Source organism: Alkaliphilus sp. B6464, assembly GCF_018141165.1.
Lineage (GTDB): Bacteria > Bacillota > Clostridia > Peptostreptococcales > Natronincolaceae > Alkaliphilus_B.
Genome location: NZ_CP058558.1, coordinates 235,911 through 254,421, shown reverse-complemented (window position 1 = coordinate 254,421; position 18,511 = coordinate 235,911). Strand labels below are relative to the sequence as shown.

Here is an 18,511-nt window from a genome sequence, read left to right as displayed (position 1 = left end):
TATAAGGAGGGATAATATGAAAACAGTTCTTTTTATTGAAAATGACACTTATTGGTTTCAGCAGATTTCTTCTCATTTTATGCTAAAGCCCGAATATAAAATAGAGTATGCATCAAATATGCTTGAGGCTATGAATAGGATACAAAGTGGAGGAAATGTATATTATGCAATTGTTATTAATACAAGTGCAATTATGCAAAACTCTGATGAAGGGCAAGTAATTGCTAGTATTAAAGAAAAAGTGCCATTCGCAAAAATTATATGTGTGCTTGAGAATAATGATCCTTATAAATTTGTATCCTTATCACAAAACGGTGCAAATGGAGTATTAGTAAAACCATATACGATAGATGCTATATGTGCTGAATTGGAAAAAGATATTCAAAATATGGGTGGGGGAGTTAAACAACAGCCCCCACAACCAGTGCAAAATTTTGGAGGATTTACTTCCCCTCAGCAACCGCCATATCCGCAAAGTGGAGGTAATTTACAGGGGCAAGAAGGATATAATCCTTATCAGCAACAAGGATACGGATATCAAATGCCACAAAAGGGTAATGTAGAAAATCCTGACAATGTGAAAATTGGGAATCTGGGAGATATGGGGCAAGAACAAAGAGATATTCATGAGTTTAGACCGAAACAATTTATTCCTAATAGTTTTGATGGAAATAATCCAAGTGGGGGCGACAACTATGGTCAGCAAGGGGGAATGGGACATGGTCCCAATGGATATGGTATGAATCAGAATCCAATGCACCCTCCAATGCAACCACCATATGGTAATAGTGGATGGAATGATTCAATGCCTAATAATAGACAAGTTAGAGGAAATGGAGTAGTTAGAATTCCATCTAATACTGCTATAAGTATTCACTCGCCAAAAGGTGGTGTGGGGAAATCCACAATATCAAAAGAGTTAGCCATTACTTATGCTACAAGTAATGTAAATGGAAACAGATTGAGGGTATGCTTATTAGATATGGACATTGACTATGGTGATATAGCAGTAATGTTAGAATTAAAACAAAATAAATCTATAGCAGATTGGGCAAGAAATATAAGGAGTAGAATGTCAAACATGAATGAAAATGACATTTGGTATTCACTTGAAGAAATTGAGAGATATTACTTGCTTGAACATAAATCTGGACTCAAGGTACTTGCAGCACCTACTAATTATAGAGATAGTGCTTTAATAAATGAACAAATTGTAAGAATAATTATTAATAATTTAAAAAAGCATTTTGATATTATTGTAGTTGATACGGGTCCTAACGTTAAGGATTATACAGTCATATCTATGGAACTATCTGACCACATTGTAATGGTGTGTAATATGGATGTATCTACTATTAATGAAATTCTTACACTTAGAAAGACGCTTGAACAGATCCAGTTTCCACTTAATAAGATAGGGCTTGTAATGAATGAAATTAAATCTAATGATAATGATAATATCAATCATATTAGCAATTTCTTAGGTTTGCCGTTAATAGGAACAATTCCGAGATTTGCAGGGATTGAAGTTGCAAATAATAATGGTGATACTCTGGTTATGGGGAGAGATAATGCCTTTACAATAGGATTAAAACGAATTGCTAATACAATACTTCCTGTTGTAAGAAAAGGCGATGACAGTCCTAGCAGGAGTCCTGTAATGGGTGGTAGCAGTAATAAACCAAAACAAAGTATATTTTCATCACTATTTAATAAGAAAAAATAAATTTAATAAAATAACTCCTTTAAAATAAGGAGTTATTTCTATTTTTTGATACAAAAAGTTGAGTTGTTTATCATTAAAATTTGATGACTTAAAATAATTTGCAAAAAATTATGGAGGTGTCTCTGATGTCAAAATGTTTATTAAGTGATTTAAATTCTTTAAGTCCACAGCAAATATCTATAAATAACGAATATAATAGTTATTTCACTATTCATGCAAATGATACTAAACGTATAATTAAAAGGCTTGTATCCATGTATAACAGTCAATTAAGAAATGAGACTAAAATAAATCTAAGTCAAAATTTCTCAAGTTGTAAGAAAAAGAGAAAGTAATTCTAATTATACGAAAAAATCAAAATAAATTGTATTCAAAGAGACAACTCCTTATTTTAAAGGAGTTATTTTTATTTTTTGATACAAAAAGTTGAAATGGGTGTTATTTATCATTAAAATCTGATGACTTAAAATAATTTGCAAAAAAATGTTTTGCTAAATTCTAGGGAGGTGTCTCTTATGTCAGATTATTTATTAAGTAAATTAAATCAATCAAATACCCAACAGAACCCAAGTGCTCAACAAAATGGAATCAATATTCCAAATCAAACAGGATATATGGCGGGGAATAATTTTTCTCAACAAATACCTATAAATTCTAATGAACAAACAGTTAGTGGTAGTGGAACTAGCAAGTATGAGATTAAAAAAAGAGTCAACAAGGAGTTAAATGAAATTATGGCCAACCAACAAGGTGAACCAGATGATAACTTCTTAAAAACAACACTTATAACATTAATATCAAGATACAATATTTCTGAAATTATGAAACAAGATTTAGTTATGGAAATATTTAATGATATTAGAGGATATGGAGTATTAGAACAGTTTCTACATGATCAAGATGTTACTGAAATTATTGTAAACAGATACGACAACATATGGGTTGAGAAATTCGGTAAGATGATAAAAACAAATGCACAATTTAATTCTGAAGAAGAATTAAGAAATCTGATTGATAAAATCGTTCAGCCTCTTGGAAGAAGAATAGACGATAATCAACCTATGGTAAATGCTAGACTTGTTGATAAATCGAGGGTAAATGCAGTTATTCCTCCGATTGCTGCCGATGGTGCAACGCTTGATATTCGTAAATTTGCGAAAAAAGTTTTTACGATTGATGATTATTTAAGTTTTGGAACAATGACAAAAGAAATGGCTGACTTTATTCGCTGGAGTGTTGCAGTGCGTAAAAACATTATTGTATCTGGAGGTACTGGTAGTGGTAAGACCACACTATTGAACTTCTTGAGCAACTATATTCCAGAAAACGAAGCAATTGTTACGATAGAGGACTTGTTAGAACTTCAACTGGTCCAACCTAATGTTCGTAGGCTAGAGGCCAGAGGGAAAAATGCAGAGGGTACAGGAGCGATAACGATTCGAGATTGCGTTATTAATGCCCTTCGTATGAGGCCTGACCGTATTGTAGTAGGAGAGTGTCGTTCATTTGAGGTAGTTGACATGTTACAGGCTATGAATACCGGGCATGATGGATCTTTAACTACAGTCCATGCAAATAACACTAAGGATATGATTGAAAGACTTTATGTTATGTATTTAATGGGTGGTTTAGATGTGCCTGAAAAGGCTGTTAAATCACAGATTGCATCTGCTATTCATTTAGTAGTACAAACACAAAGATTATCAGACGGTACAAGAAGAATTACTCAAATCTCAGAAATTGTTGGATTTGGTAAATCAGGTGTAGATAAAAACAATGAATGGGTTGAAAAAATGGGATTAGATAATAAGTTTTATATAAAAAATGTTAATAACAGTGAAGTATATCTTCAAGATATTTTTAGATTTGACGGAATTAAAAACAAGTTTGTAGTAACAGGTTGGGTACCCACATACTTTGAAGAAATTCAAGCAAAGGGATATCCAGTTAATATAGAAATGTTTAAAGGTGGTGAATAATATGCAGAACGTATTTTTAGCAGTAGCAGTGTTTCTTGCAATTTCATTTATTGGTGTAGGAGTAATAACAATTATAAGTAGAAAGAAAAGTGCAACAGATAGATTGCTTGATAAAAAATTTGAAGAAGATAAGGAATCTATAGAAATAGAAAAAGAAATTTTAAGACCAAAGACCTTTATTGAAAGATTAGCAGGAGATTTAAGAGCAGCAGAAATAAAGATGGATGTAAGGCTATTTGTTCTTCTCATAATTCTATTATCTGTATTCTTGTATATTGGAGCATATGCCCTATTTAAACAACCCCTTGTTGCAATTGCACCATTACCATTTGCTCTATACTTTGTGCCTCGTACTATCTTAGATGCTAAAAAGGCAAAGCAAATGGATACTTTTGAAGAAGAATTAGTTCAGGTGTTAAGGAGGATGTCATCTGTTCTTAAAAATGGTTCCATTCTTCAAGCCTTAGAAGATGTAAAAGATTTGCCTACTCTATCTGAAAAAACAAGACTTCTTTTAAATGAAGTTTACCATAGATATAAATATGGTGATACTATTGAATCTGCATTTCATATAGTGGCAGAGAAATCTGGTTCAGAGCAATTTAAGATATGTGCGATATCTATCCATATCAATAAAGAACTTGGAGCAGATCTAAGTGAAAGTTTGAACGAGATTTCACTTGATATTCAACGAAAAAGAATGAGTGAAAGAGAATCTAAGTCCCTTATGGGGCAAACTGTTGCAATGGGAAGAATTTTGAGTTTAGCACCTTTTGCCATTATTACTTATATAACAACGGCTAATGAGGATTACTTTACACAATATTTAGATACATTGCAGCATCAATTAGTATTTTTAGGATTAATCATGGTGATGTTTTTTGGAATGTTTATTGTAAATAAACTATCTCGAAGTAATTAAAGGGGGGTGGAACAATGGTTTTAATTAATAAATTAATTTCGATTATAACATCTATTGAATTTCAGTTTGCACTTATTGTTTTTGCAGTAGTATTAGGAATCATTATAGTTTCAACTATTATAATGAGTAATATAAAAAAGAAAAACAAATATGTTAGTAGAATTGAAAAACATAGAGAATTTTCAGAAGAAGATGTTTTTGAAGATTTTCAAGAAAAAAATAAATATTCAGATGCTTTCAATAGGTATGTAAAACCATATATAAAAAAACATCCTGATGTATTTACTAAAATTCTAGGGACAACAGGAATCGACCTTCAAGAAATTCAACGAAAACTTTTAAGAGCAAATGTAAGAGATAAGACTCCAGAACAAATGGCAGCATTAAAAATAATTGGATTATTTGCAGGAGTATTTGTCTGCGTTGCTACATTTCCTTTTATGGACTATATGGGTCTTGCAATAGGTTTGGGATTTTATTTCTATTTAAGTATTATACCATTTTCAAGACTAGACAGCAGATACAATAAAAGAAAAGATGAAATTAAAGATACTTTACCAACTTATTTAAGACTTATGGCAAATGCTACAAGTGTAGGACATACAGTAGAGGAGGCAACAAGAAGGGTTTCAGATAGGTATAATTGTATTCTTTCGGAAGAATTTAAAAAAGTTGAAAATGAGGCTAAGTATTCTAATAATTGGTCTGATGCTCTTGAAAATATGGCTTTTAGAAATGACGTTGATGAATTGTACAACTTAGTTTCTGAAATTAAAATTTCTAAAGAAAAGGGTACTCCGATTACAGAGTTATTATTAAGACATGCTGAAAAAATTGAAGTTGAAAAAGTATTGAGATCATCAGAAATTGCAAGAAAAAAATCTACAATTCTTATTCTTCCAATATTTCTATTCTTATTTGCACCATTAATTGGCCTTATAATGCTACCTGCTGCTGATATTATGATGAACTCATTTTAAGGGGGTATAACGGTTATGAATAAAATTTTTAAAAGATTTTATAAAAGAAGAAAAAGGACAAGCAAGTCCTCAATGGCCTGCGATCATAGCATTAGTTGTATGTATTGTGTTGGGAAATTTTAAGATAATTGAACATCATTTATTTTAAAATAAAAGTTGGAAAAAATTGAAATCAATTTTTAAATAGATTAAAATACTTAAAATTTAAAAAAGAGGTGATTGTTATGATGAATATTTTAAAAGATTTTATAAAAGAAGAAAAGGGGCAAACAATGGTTGAGTGGATTGTTATTTTAGCACTTATTCTTGTTGTTATAATTGCTGTTGTTAGAACGATCGGTGAAAAAGGAAAAACTAAGGCTAAACAAATAGAAAATGAATTAAAGTAATTATGAATGTAATTCCCTATCAAAATGATAGGGAATTACACCATTACATAGTTAAGGGAGGGGTAGATATATGAATTTTATTTTAGTAATAACAATGATGATTTTGGCAGTAATAAATGATTTTAAAACAAGACAGATAAAGAATTTTATACCTTTGATATTTGTTATAATTGGAACTATTTATTCAGTTGTTAATAACCCACTAAATTTAGTTTATAGTTTTGCTACTTCAATTTTATTGTTTATAGTTTTGTTCTATATTCCAAGAAAGTTTAACATAAATGAATTTCTGGGGGCAGGAGATATAAAAATTTATATGGCAATTACATTTTTAATGGGATGGAATTTTACATTATATACCTTTGTTTATTCAATCTTCATAGGAACTATTTTTCTTATATTGTTAAATTTTAAAAGACTGAAATCTATTTTATATAATGCATTTTTCTTTTTTACATTTAAAGGGAAGTGGGAAATAGAAGAAAAGCAGGAACAAACTAATATATTTACTCCTTATATATTAATAGGCGTACTCATGGCTTATTATATAAAAGCACAATGGATTTTTTAAGTCAAGGGGATATGAATTATCATGAGAATAAGGTCGAAGAAGGCCTAGTGTTGTATTCTGTGCTGATAATAAGTATGTTTTTAATTATTATGTTTAAGTTTTATGTTGTGTTTTCTACAATTTATTATTAGAAATAGGAGGTGTATATCATGAGAATATTAAGAACACGAAAAGGTCAAGTGATGATAGAGTTTGTGCTTATTTTAGGAATATATTTATTTTTAATAGGGTTTATGATTTCAGGATTTCAAATCATGCATAATAAAATGGTATTCAACATATCAGCATATGAGGCGACAAGAACAGCAATTGCACTCAATCCTGCTAATGACACTTATAATACCTCTCTTGCAATTGCAAATGCAAACAATGTCTTAAAACATGCTATAGGAGTTGAACATGTATCTATAGATAAGAGTGAATCAGGAGAATATTTTACTTATACTGTACAAGGAAAGGTAAAATATTTATTTCCAATTATTAATCCAAATGGTGTCGGTTCATCTAAAGACTTAGATATATCGACAAGTTTTACAATGAGAAAAGAGAAGAAATAGGGGGTGGCTGCTATGAGATTTAAACAAAATAAAAGGAAAGGTTCTATTATTATTGTTAGTTTATTTTTTATATTAGCAAGTATAGCCCTTTTTGGATTTGCATACGATATATCTAGGATAATGTACTTTAAAATGTATACTAGAAACTTGGCTTCAGCAGTTGCTATAAGTATTGTAAATGAAACTGGATATTCATATCATGATAAGAATAGTGGTGCTAGATCAATTCTTATTTATAATGAGGATTCTGTCCCTATCGAATATATAGATCCAGTGACAGGAATGAATAACTATAAAGGAAAATATGCGAACAGTACTTATGCATGGGAACTTATTAAAAAGAATAAAGATGGCATGGATAAAACTTTGAACATTACAGGAGTGTATTTAAATCCGAATGTGACTTTATGGGGAACATCAACAAATTTTAGTAGGTTTCTTACAGGCCATGCCGATGGAAAAAATGGTGAAGTAGAAGTATTAATAGAGGCAGATATGGAAATGTTTTTTGTTAGAAACTGGTGGGGTGGTAAATATCATCATATTAAGGAAAGAGCAATTGCACAACCTTTTGCAATAGAGATTCCGGGTAGTGATAAGGAGCAAGAAAATCAAAAAAATGAAGAATGGAACTATTTTTAAATTAATTAAAAAAGACACTCTAATAATAAAAATTAGAGTGTCTTTTATTTTAACTTGACTTTTACAAGCATCTTTTTTTAGTATGCAGGTACTATTTTATATTTGGTTCTATTTACTGTATGCAGGTCTCTTAGTTTACCAGTCTTTATGACTGTTTATATATATTAATATTTTTCATTAGTCTACATGGCTATTTATTATATAAAGGCATTAATACATAGTTTTTTCAATTATACGGAGAATGTCCGTACATATAAGAAAATACATAATAAGGAGTGTAGTGTAATGATATTTTTAGGATTAGTTTTTTTATTTATGATGGTGGCTTTTCCAATTTTTATATTTAAATCTATTTCTGGTGGTTTAAAATTCTTAAACTTTAGAAATAAAATTTTTCATGAGATTGTTATGAAACAAATGAGATTTGAAAATGATAATATTGGCGTTGCAACAGGAGATGATGCCTTTAACTCAGGGGTAAATCAATTTAACGCTAATCAAAATGCTACTATGAATACAAAATTTAAAATGACTGATGAACAGTTAAAAATATTTGAATCATATATACCTAAAAGCAAACCTCTTGCTATTAGCAGGGCTATTAAAAAGACTTTTAAAACTACTGTTAAATTTAGTCTTGTATCATTTGGTATAATGATAGTATTTTATACTATTCTTATTTTGATTAACCACTTTGTATTTATGTATGCTTAATTACTTCACATAAAACCTCAAGTGTGCATTTATTAAAACAAAAATACATAACCATTTTTCAAAAGGCCTACTAAATAATCTAGTAGCCTTTTTTTATTGTTTACATATTTTTTGATTATATTATAAAGGCAATATGTATGTGTTATGTTAAAACAGAAATTAACGATAGCCAACTTGATTTTTTTATAGTTTACTTGACATTTATCTGAATCCTTTTTTAATATGTTACCACAAAAGATATAAGGTATTTATTAAATTACATTAGATTAAATTTAGGGAGGTATATGAAATGGCAAAAGGAGTGTTGTTTTTAGCAATAATGATGTTGGTGCCAACACTAGCAAACAGAGGAATTAGTAAATTAACTTATGGTGCCTTTACCATGGAGAACTTAAAAGTAGGTGCTTATGGTTCCGGCTATCACAAAAATCTGGTTAAAAAGATTATGGCAGCATCTATGGTTATTTGTGCTTTGACAACAATGTTTTTATTAAATCGTTAATATAGAATTTATCAGTCTTTGTCTCCTGTATACAGGAGATGAAGATTTTAATGGAGATTATAATTTTAAATTACAAATTGAGAGGAGATTGAACATATGCAATTTTTAAGACCAAATACAAATTTAGCGTTAAAAACAAACAAAGGGGAATTAATAATTACATCAAATGAACATTTTATTGTAGATAGTCAAAGAGGATCAAGTGTAGTAATTAATAAAGAGGGTATTCAAAAAATTGAAGATCATTTTGATTCACTATTTACAGAGCCGAAAATCCAACAGGCATGGATTACTACTAATAATTATAATGTTGTGGTTACAGTTGGTTTAGAAGTTGATGGAAAAACTACTTATGGAGTGGGATGTGCAAATACACTTAACTTAGCAAATGTAATTGCACAGGCATATCCAGTTGAAATGGCAGTTAAAAGAGCAAAGGCCACTTGTGCTTTAGAAGTTCTTAGAAAGAATTATATTGGAGAAGAAAGATTACCGCTACTTTATAGCAGTTTTGATGAATTCCAAACAGAGGATTCTATTAATAAAAATGTAGAGGTTAAGGAAGATAAGAGACCTGCGAGTAATAACGCTACTGTTACTAAAGCAGATACAACATCTGTTAAAGAAAATACAAAAAATGATGAAAAAGTAGATCCTGTAAAGGACGAAACTTCTGCTGAAACCTCCGCTAAAAATATTCAAGAAGATAAAGCAAATGAACAAACACAAAATCAGCAAGAAATTCAAAACGATACAAATACTTCAGAAGAAGTTTCAGATGATTTAGCAGCAGATTATGTTATTAAGACTAATAAATATAGAGCAGGAATCACTATGAGAGAATTGCATGAGAAAGATGCAGGATACTTTAAATGGTTAGCAACTAATAAAGCCTCTAAAGGTCGTTTCGAGGAGTATCAACAAAAAGCAATTCAATATGCGAAAGAAGAAAATATTAATATAGAAGAAATTGCATAATACTTTCAGATAAGCAGGGGATAAACCTCTGCTTATTTGTTTATTTAAAATTATTTCTTGAAATACAAAGATATATTTTCATACAATGTAGTGAAATTGTTAAAAGGAATTTTCAAAGTATTAAGGAGGCATGTTAATTTATGAATATATTTTCAATGGCATATAACTATAGTGGTCAAATTAGAGGAACAGACTTTAGTCATGGAGATGAAAGTTTGGTCTATAAATCACCTCTAAACACTACAAGTTATAGAGGAAAAAGTCCAAAGGCTTCTTTAGCAAGACCAATTGCAGAGGGAATCATTTCATTGTTTGATGATAGTTTGACAGCAGTGGGAATTACAGATGATGATAGACTTTATTGTGAGATGACTGCATTAGGTAGTAATAAAACTTACCAAATATTATTTGAAGAGCCAATAATTCAAATGTATAGCAAGGATTTTACAATAAGTGTAGATACTAACTATGCAAAACGACATTATTTTGTTCCAATTTTCATTAGTGATTTAATAAAAAAGACAAATAGAGATTTAATTAATGCTTTCGATGGCCTTAAAGAAGTAGTTAATAGAAATGGATTGCCTCTTACTAAAAGTGACGATGCAGCAGAGAAATATTTTTTCTTAACTAATGATAATTTTTATTTTGAACATAAGGGAACTGATTATGAAGTAGTGGTAGATAAAGTAGCCAATGTAACTATTAAAGAAGATATAACTCCACAAATTACTGGTAAAGAGGGGGATTATATTTATATTAATGGTCCTAAAACAAAGATTACGCAGAAAAAAAACAAATCTAATTCATCTTCTAAAAATAGTAAAAAGGTTAAATCTAAAATAATACATATAGATTTTGGGGAGCCTTTATCTGAAGAAATGGAGAGTAAAATTCCTGATTTCCCTGACTATATGCAAATTCCATTTGAATTAGAGCCAGTGAGGGATTCTATAGCACATGGGTATTCTTTATCTGTACTGCAATATGGACCTACTGGTACAGGAAAAACTACAAATGTCAAACTTCTTTGTCGAGATATAAGGTTGCCTTTAGTAGCCGTTATTAACTGTACTGAAGCATTGGATGAATTTATATTAGGGAAATTTGTACCAAAAGGAAATGAATTTATATTTTTCCAAAGTGAAGTTACGGATGCAATTGAGTGGGGTGGGGCTGTTGTTTTTGAAGAATTGAACTTTGGTGATCCAAGACATTTGTCGTTTTTAAACTCCTTACTTGATGATAATGGATTTGTGCGATTAGACAATGGTAAAGTAGTTAAAAGACATAATTGCTTTAGGTTTTTTGCAACTATGAATAATGGTTATGCAGGAACTAACGAAATCAATAAAGCATTACTCAACAGATTTGATGATGTAGTTGAAGTCAAGGAGTTAACAGAAGAACAAATGAAACAATCTTTAATTGAAGAAACAAAAATTGAGGGTAAATTAGCAAATGATATGCTAACAATATACAAAAAGATTAAAACTAAAATCGAAGAAGAAGAATTAGATACTGCAATTTCACTTCGTAATTTAAAGAGATGGGCTAATAGAATTAAAATTGTTAGAAGTCCACTTGAAGCAGCAATAACAACTGTTATAAATCCCGTTGCAAATTTTGATAAAGATTTAAAAAATGAAATTCTTGAAATTGTTAAACATAAGTTTCCCAACTAGAGGTTAAACCTCTAGTTTTTTATTTGAAATAAAAACTTATCTTTATATAATATGTACCCATTAAGTACATAAGGGAGGAATATTAATAATGTTAGATCCTAAACAGGTAACTTTATATAAGAGTGAATCAAATAGAATAAAAGAACAAACTTTTTTGCGTGGAATAACAGATAATTATAATAACATATTAAAATTCACAATGAGTACAAGTACTGATGGTAATTTGGTTCAGATTTATCCTGATCATCCATTTATCGTAAATAATGAGGCAATAGAGAAAGCATGTAAGGATTTAGGACTTGATAATTATTTTAAATACAATACATGGCTGCTACTTAAAACCTTTGCAAGAGGTGGAACAGCACATGAGGCTTTTCATATACTTTTTACTGACTTTGAAATGCTAAAGGTCATGGAAAAGGAATTTGAACACCAACATTCCTATAAACATGAGATAATGCATAGCATTATGAATATAGGAGAAGATTCATATATCGAATTAGCAGGAATCAACTATTTACCGGGGCTCGAATTTTATATTTCCTTCTCAAACAGAGTAGCGTTTCATAATACTTTGTCTCTTGATATAATGCAGGAAAAACTAAAACAAAAACAAATAAATAGAGTAAATTTATTTCTTCATTGGGCTATGATGTATGCTATTACAGGAGAGATTAAAGGCAAAATAACTGATAGAAAAGTAAATTCAAGAATTAAAAAGTCTGCTAAATACTTTGATTTTATCAGAAAAACAAAAGATTGCATGAAAAGATATGAATATGCAAAAAAGATATTTTTAATTATTGAAGATTTGGTTGATGACGCAATTAAAGAGCAGGAAATATTCGACTTTAATTACTTTAAGAATAAAATTCTTCCTAAATTGTTAGAAGGATCTACACCTAAAAATGTAGATATTAAAAAAGATTTTAAAGGTAGACCACAACATTCAAGTTCTAGCAATTTTTCTAATAATAAAGACGAACAGAAAGAAAGCAATAAATCTTCTGGTAGAAATTCTTCTCAAGATTCGCAAGGTAATAATGAACAGAATAGTCAAGATAAAGATAGCCAAAACAGTTCTGGTAGTGGAAAGCAAAATGATAAAAAGGACGCAGATAATTCTCAAGAAAAAGATACTAATAGTAAGGGCAATGGTGCTGATGAGAATAAAGATGAAAGTAATGATTCTTCTAATAAAGGAAATTCCAAAGATGATTCTTCTAACAAGGAAGATGGTAATTTAAATACAGAGGCAAATAATAGTCAAAACTCTAATAAAGATAGTAATGATAATGACTCAAATCGTGATGATATTAAAAATAATCACCAGAACTCTAACAATAATAACAGTGGTGCAGAAGACTCTAATACGGATAGAGATTCTAGTGAAAATAGAGAAACTGAAGAAGAAAGAAAAGCAAGAGAGCAAAGAGAAAAAGATGAAGAAAAAAGACTAGAAAAAGAGGCTATTGATAAGTTAATTAAAGATATGGAATATGAGCAGCAAGAGGTTCAAAAAGAAGAAGAAAAAAGAGCAATTCAGCAAGAGAAGGAAAGAGAATTGGAGCAAAAAATTGATAGAGAACTTCAGAAAGTTAAATATTCTAGCATTAATAAGGGAATGTATGTTAATGTTATCAAAAAATTTAGTGATAAATATCGTAAGGAAGAATTATATAAGTACTATCATGAACCCAATAAAGGTTTAATTAGATCATTTTCAAAGTCCTTTCAAAAACTTATTAAAGACCAAGCACCATCGTGGAAAAATAAACTTGTAATAGGTTCTCAATTAGATACTAGAAGATTGGCAGATCCTAAGAGAAGAAATTGGAAAAGACAAAACGACATGAAAGAACAAGCAGATTTAAATATTATGATTGTTGTAGATGGTTCGGGTTCTATGGAAATGAATGTAAAACAAGTAATTCAGGCTGTAATTATGATTTATGAAGTGGCTAAAGAACTAGATATTCCTATTTGCGTAGTGGAAGAAAGAGCGTATTACCATACATCTAAAATAGAACATAAAGTATTAGTAGACTACAATAATTATAAAAAAGAAAATACTAAGTATAATATTCTTCATTTAAATGCTGATGAAGGGACTAGGGAAGGAGTATCACTTAAATGGTGTCATGCATATCAAAAGATGCAGCCAAATAAAGATACTTTAATGATAGTTATTGCTGACGGTAATCCAGAACATAGTTGTGGAAGAACAGTTTACTCTGGAACTATTTCAGCAAGTGATACAAAAAAAGTTGCTGATGATATTCAAAAACAAGGAACGAATCTTGTAGCAATAGCATTGGGAGAATATTGTTATCCGCATCTTAAACAAATTTATAAGCATACAATACTATGTGATAATTTATCTAAATTGCCAAAGCAAATGATTAGAATTCTTGAAAAAAACTTATTTAAATAAAAAGGAGAAGGGAATTTCCCTTCTCTATTTTTTGTTTTTGTATTTTAGACTTACCTTTATTACGTAGTTTAGTAATCAGGAACGAAAGATCCCTTTGTAATTCAGAATATGCGGAATTATATCCTCTTAGTGTTCTAAAAACATGTGTTATGTTAAAAACAATAAATTTTTGACTATAAAAGCAGTCATTGATTATTATGAAATACCTTTATTATAGGTATTGAATTTATATAGAAAGGATGATTTTATGAAAAAGTTAATCGTTGCAGAAAAACCAAAGGTTGCCTTAATGTTAGCAGCCAACGGTAGAAAAATTCTTGGCGATTTTAAATTAAATGGAAAGTTAATTACCAAAGATAATGTATTAAAAGAAACAAAACAGTTAGAACAACAAATCAAGAGAGTCGGATTTGTTGAAAATAACGAATATATCATTTCCTTTGCACAAGGTCACTTGGTAGAGTTATACCAAGCATATGACTATGATCAATCATATAAGAACTGGAGAAATATTCCTGATAATTTTATTCCAAATCCTTTTAAAACAAAGGTCATTAAAGGTAAAGAAGGTATGTTTAATAATCTTGAAAAGTTAATGAAATCTACTAATGTATCAGAGATTATTAATGCTTGTGACTCTGATCGTGAAGGTAATAGTATATTTTCAATTATTTATACACAAGCAAATTGCAGAAAACCTGTAAAAAGACTATGGACAGATGAACATACAGAAAAGGATATTATTAAAGCATTTAATGAAATGAAAGATGGAAGTTACTATGAGAATTTAACTACAGCAGGGTATTGTAGAATGACTTCTGATTGGATACTAGGTGCTTTACTGACTGCTAAAGCAACAGTTGAACTTAGTGGTGGCAAGGAAATTCTTAATGTAGGTAGAGTGCAAACTGCTGTACTTTCTGAAATTGTAAGGATTGAAGAACTCAACAAAAACTTTAAATCGCAAAAATATTACCAAGTTGTTGCTAAGTTTAAGACTAAAGAGGGAACGGTTTATGAAGGTGTTTACGAAGAAAATTTTGATGATCCCAAAAAAGCAGATGATTTTGGAAATGTTTTAAAAAATAAAGTAGGTAAGATAAATAATTATAATGTTGAAAACAAGAATAATTATTCTCCACCTTTATTTGACCAAACATCACTTGCTATTTATATGGCTAAAATTGCAAGTTTAGATCCTGATAAAACACTAGATGCCACTCAAAGTTTATATGAAAGTGGACATACCACTTATCCAAGAACTGCAAGTAACTACATTACAAAGAGTAAGGCTGATGATTTTGCAGAAATGTACTCTAAAATTGCATCAATAAATCCTTTTGCTAAAAAACATAGTTTTAATAAAAATAATAAGAGAATTGTTGATGATAGCAAGGTAAGTTCTCACCCTGCTATTATTCCTACAGCAGAACTTCCACTTTTGTCCCGATTATCATTTGATGAAAAGATGGTGTATGAAGAAATAGTTAAAAGAGCGATTTCTGTAAATTTTCCTGCTGCTACAGATAGACATCAAACAATTCTCACTGGAATAGATGGATTTTTGTTTAAATCTACTGGCAAAAAAGAAATAGAGCAAGGATGGAGAGAAGTATATTCAATTATCACGAATGATACTTCACTTCCAGAAGTTAAAAACAATGAGGAAGTGTCTATCATAGGCATTGAAAAGAAAGAAGTTAAAACCCAACCACCTAAAAGATATACAATTGCTACAATCATAGAATTTATGGAGAGTTGCGGTAGAAAAATTAAAGATGAAGATATGAGACAACTTATGAAAGAAAAAGGTATAGGCACCGGTGCTACGAGAGCAAATATCTTGAAAGGCTTGCAAGATCATGGATATGCAACTACTAAAGGTAAATCTAAAACTTTATATCCAACTGAAAAAGGTGAAAGATTAATAAATATCTTACCTGTTGATGAACTTAAAAATGCTGAATTTACTGGAGAAATGGAGTTTAAATTAAGTAAAGTAGAAAAGGGACAAGTATCTAAAGATGAATACATGAAAGATGTTGTGGCTCTTTATAATACTTCTATTTCTAAATTAAAGAAAACAGATGCAAAAATTGTTACAAAATCAAATGGCTCGGTGGGAAAATGTCCTTTATGCGAAAGTGATATTGTTAAAAGAAAAGGTAAGTTTGGGGATTTTTATGGATGTACTGGATGGAATAATGGTTGTAAATTTACTATAAATAAAGTTTGTGGAAAATTACTGACTGAAAATCAAGCATCTATACTTCTTGAAAAAGGTGAAACTGCTAGAGTTAGTGGTTTAAAGAAAAAAGACGGAAGTAAACTTCCTTCCGCTAAGTTTGTGCTAAATAAGCAAACTGGAGAAGTAACACTGGATTTTAATTAAAAGAAGTAGGCTAATCAGCCTACTTGTTTTTATTACATAGCAAAAAAAGTTGAAATATAAAAAGTAAATTTTTATAATCACTTAACTTAAAAACCTGAAGGGAGTGAGATGTTATGTTACATTATCAAATATATGAAAATAACAATGCAAAAGATTGGATAGTTTTTGTGCATGGAATGGGTGGAAACTATTCTATATTTTATAAGCAGATTATTTTTTTTAAAAAGCATTATAATTTATTGTTTGTGGATCTTCATGGCCATGGGTACACTAAGTTAGGATTAAAAGATTTGGCGGAATGTTCATTTAAAACTATAAGTGAAGATGTTGTAAAAGTGTTGGATCATTTGAAGATAAAAAAGGCTCATTTTATGGGTATTTCACTTGGTACTATTATAATAAACACTATAAATAATAATTTTTCTGAAAGAGTAAAATCCATGGTATTAGGTGGTGCTGTAACAAATATAACTTTATACTCAAGAATATTGATGGAAATAGGATACAGTATTAAATATTTTTTACCGTACATGAGTCTCTATAAACTTTGTGCGTGGATAATAATGCCTAAAAAAAGACACAGAGTATCAAGGCAGGTATTTACAAGAGAGGCATATAAATTAGGAAGAACTGAATTTTTTAAGTGGATAAAGATTTTAAGAAAAATAGGTATTAGTGAAGATACTAAAATACTTAACAAAACCAATAAAAGACTTTATATTATGGGAAGTGAAGATTATATGTTTTTACCAATAATAAAAGATGAAATTAAAAAAGACAAAAATGCAAACATACATATAATTAATAAATGCGGACATGTATGTAATATCGAGTCTCCACAGGAGTTTAATCGAGTAAGTCTAAATTTCTTTAATAATATCAAAGAAGAAACGGCCCAAGAAATAGCGGGATAAAAAACCATAACAAATACTTGAAAGTCGTAAAAAAGGACTATTATCATATGTATAGTATAGATATGGCTAGTTATTATTATGAACAGGAAATTACATCAATAACTAGACAAAGTAATTTGGATTGGTTAAATACAAAAACAATCTATCAAGTATTAATAAATGAATTAAACAAGAGAAATTTAAAAGTTGCGTAAAAAAGCCTCTCAATTTGAGAGGTTTTTTGTTACCTATAATAACCTATGTCATATTTGGAATATCCTTCAAATAAAAATTGTTGAATAACACCTTTAGTTTTTTGTACAAATAATGAATCCTTAATGCTATCCTTTACTTGAGTTAAGGTAAGATAGATGGTGTTTCCATTCACAATGTAAATTTGTCTATACTTGTTATCATCTGTATCTATTGTGTACCATTTATTTAATTCTGGCTGATCTATTCCATATTTTAATAGATCTTTTATGGTTCCAGAAGATTTATTGTATTTATCAAATTCTATATTCATATTTTCAGGAAAAGGATTATCAGATACAAAAGCATAATATTCATAATTACTTTCATCTACATAATAAACATTTTTTGTCTTTTCGTAATATTCCTCTATCATTTCATCAGTTATTTCTGCATTAATTTCAAGATGTTTTTCTAACTTTTTAACAAGAGCAGCCCTTTCATTATATATATCATTAATCTGATTTTGAGTCCTAAATTCTTCATCTGTTACTGTGATACCTAACTCTTTTGCTTTTTCTGAAAGAATAATAATATCAGTAAAGTATTTATTTGTAAGCATTATTTTATCATCTACATTTTCATTTTCCATTTTTTCTAATATCATGTCATACTCATTATTTGTAACTTTAATATTTCCAACTTTTAATGATGTATTAATAGGTGAAATGTACTTTATATGTAGAAAACCATATGTAGTAAGTAAGGCCATGAATAAAATTAAAATAATAATAAGGGTATATCTCCTTCGATTAGGATTTTTATATGATACCAGAGTAATGTCATTAATATTTAAAAACTGTTCATTTTGCAAATTGTTTTCTGTTTTTTTATTTTTATCATCCATAATATCGCCTCCTGTATTTAACATAACACAATAGTTTGTTTTGATTTT

Annotated in this window: 18 protein-coding genes; 17 read left to right on the top strand and 1 reads right to left on the bottom strand. The window is 29.5% G+C overall.

Features of this window, described 5'->3' with window-relative positions; all coding sequences use genetic code 11:
• The first annotated feature begins 16 nt into the window (after positions 1-16).
• The 17 genes from HYG84_RS19190 (at position 17) to HYG84_RS19110 (ending at position 17,579) form a co-directional block, all read left to right on the top strand.
• Entirely contained in the window at positions 17-1,726 is a 1,710-nt protein-coding gene (locus tag HYG84_RS19190; protein ID WP_212382469.1) for an AAA family ATPase, read from the top strand.
• Positions 1,727-1,851: 125 nt separating this feature from the next.
• Positions 1,852-2,061, top strand: coding sequence for a hypothetical protein (locus HYG84_RS19185; protein WP_212382467.1), 210 nt, complete (start codon positions 1,852-1,854; stop codon positions 2,059-2,061).
• A 180-nt stretch (positions 2,062-2,241) separates the two neighbouring features.
• Positions 2,242-3,705, top strand: a complete 1,464-nt coding sequence (locus HYG84_RS19180) for a CpaF family protein (protein ID WP_212382465.1) — start codon at positions 2,242-2,244, stop codon at positions 3,703-3,705.
• A gap of 1 nt (position 3,706) precedes the next feature.
• Positions 3,707-4,627 carry a type II secretion system F family protein gene (locus HYG84_RS19175; RefSeq protein ID WP_212382462.1) on the top strand — a complete coding sequence of 307 codons (921 nt, stop codon included), beginning with the start codon at positions 3,707-3,709 and terminating at the stop codon, positions 4,625-4,627.
• Between the two features lie 14 nt (positions 4,628-4,641).
• On the top strand, positions 4,642-5,607 hold the full coding sequence (locus tag HYG84_RS19170; protein ID WP_212382460.1) for a type II secretion system F family protein: 966 nt from the start codon (positions 4,642-4,644) through the stop codon (positions 5,605-5,607).
• A gap of 224 nt (positions 5,608-5,831) precedes the next feature.
• On the top strand, positions 5,832-5,996 hold the full coding sequence (locus tag HYG84_RS19165) for a Flp family type IVb pilin (RefSeq protein WP_212382457.1): 165 nt from the start codon (positions 5,832-5,834) through the stop codon (positions 5,994-5,996).
• Between the two features lie 70 nt (positions 5,997-6,066).
• Positions 6,067-6,567 carry a prepilin peptidase gene (locus tag HYG84_RS19160; RefSeq protein ID WP_212382456.1) on the top strand — a complete coding sequence of 167 codons (501 nt, stop codon included), beginning with the start codon at positions 6,067-6,069 and terminating at the stop codon, positions 6,565-6,567.
• 149 nt (positions 6,568-6,716) lie between these two features.
• Positions 6,717-7,124: a TadE/TadG family type IV pilus assembly protein gene (locus tag HYG84_RS19155; RefSeq protein ID WP_212382454.1), complete on the top strand. Its 408-nt coding sequence runs from the start codon at positions 6,717-6,719 to the stop codon at positions 7,122-7,124.
• A gap of 12 nt (positions 7,125-7,136) precedes the next feature.
• Positions 7,137-7,766, top strand: coding sequence for a hypothetical protein (locus tag HYG84_RS19150; RefSeq protein ID WP_212382452.1), 630 nt, complete (start codon positions 7,137-7,139; stop codon positions 7,764-7,766).
• Positions 7,767-8,051: 285 nt separating this feature from the next.
• A complete protein-coding gene (locus HYG84_RS19145) occupies positions 8,052-8,480 on the top strand; it encodes a hypothetical protein (RefSeq protein ID WP_212382450.1) in 429 nt (142 codons plus the stop codon).
• A 289-nt stretch (positions 8,481-8,769) separates the two neighbouring features.
• The gene (locus HYG84_RS19140) at positions 8,770-8,982 is read left to right on the top strand and encodes a hypothetical protein (RefSeq protein WP_212382448.1); all 213 of its coding nucleotides are present in this window, start codon (positions 8,770-8,772) and stop codon (positions 8,980-8,982) included.
• Positions 8,983-9,078: 96 nt separating this feature from the next.
• The gene (locus tag HYG84_RS19135; RefSeq protein WP_212382446.1) at positions 9,079-9,960 is read left to right on the top strand and encodes a hypothetical protein; all 882 of its coding nucleotides are present in this window, start codon (positions 9,079-9,081) and stop codon (positions 9,958-9,960) included.
• Positions 9,961-10,100: 140 nt separating this feature from the next.
• A complete protein-coding gene (locus HYG84_RS19130) occupies positions 10,101-11,645 on the top strand; it encodes an AAA family ATPase (protein ID WP_212382445.1) in 1,545 nt (514 codons plus the stop codon).
• Positions 11,646-11,733: 88 nt separating this feature from the next.
• Positions 11,734-14,079 (top strand): hypothetical protein, encoded by a 2,346-nt coding sequence (locus HYG84_RS19125; RefSeq protein ID WP_212382443.1) that lies wholly within the window; start codon positions 11,734-11,736, stop codon positions 14,077-14,079.
• Between the two features lie 247 nt (positions 14,080-14,326).
• Positions 14,327-16,471, top strand: coding sequence for a type IA DNA topoisomerase (locus HYG84_RS19120; protein WP_212382441.1), 2,145 nt, complete (start codon positions 14,327-14,329; stop codon positions 16,469-16,471).
• Positions 16,472-16,584: 113 nt separating this feature from the next.
• The gene (locus HYG84_RS19115; protein ID WP_212382439.1) at positions 16,585-17,385 is read left to right on the top strand and encodes an alpha/beta fold hydrolase; all 801 of its coding nucleotides are present in this window, start codon (positions 16,585-16,587) and stop codon (positions 17,383-17,385) included.
• A 47-nt stretch (positions 17,386-17,432) separates the two neighbouring features.
• Entirely contained in the window at positions 17,433-17,579 is a 147-nt protein-coding gene (locus HYG84_RS19110; RefSeq protein WP_212382437.1) for a hypothetical protein, read from the top strand.
• Between the two features lie 29 nt (positions 17,580-17,608).
• Here HYG84_RS19110 and HYG84_RS19105 read toward each other — a convergent pair whose 3' ends face one another.
• Positions 17,609-18,463: a hypothetical protein gene (locus tag HYG84_RS19105; RefSeq protein WP_212382435.1), complete on the bottom strand. Its 855-nt coding sequence runs from the start codon at positions 18,461-18,463 to the stop codon at positions 17,609-17,611.
• Positions 18,464-18,511: the final 48 nt, after the last annotated feature.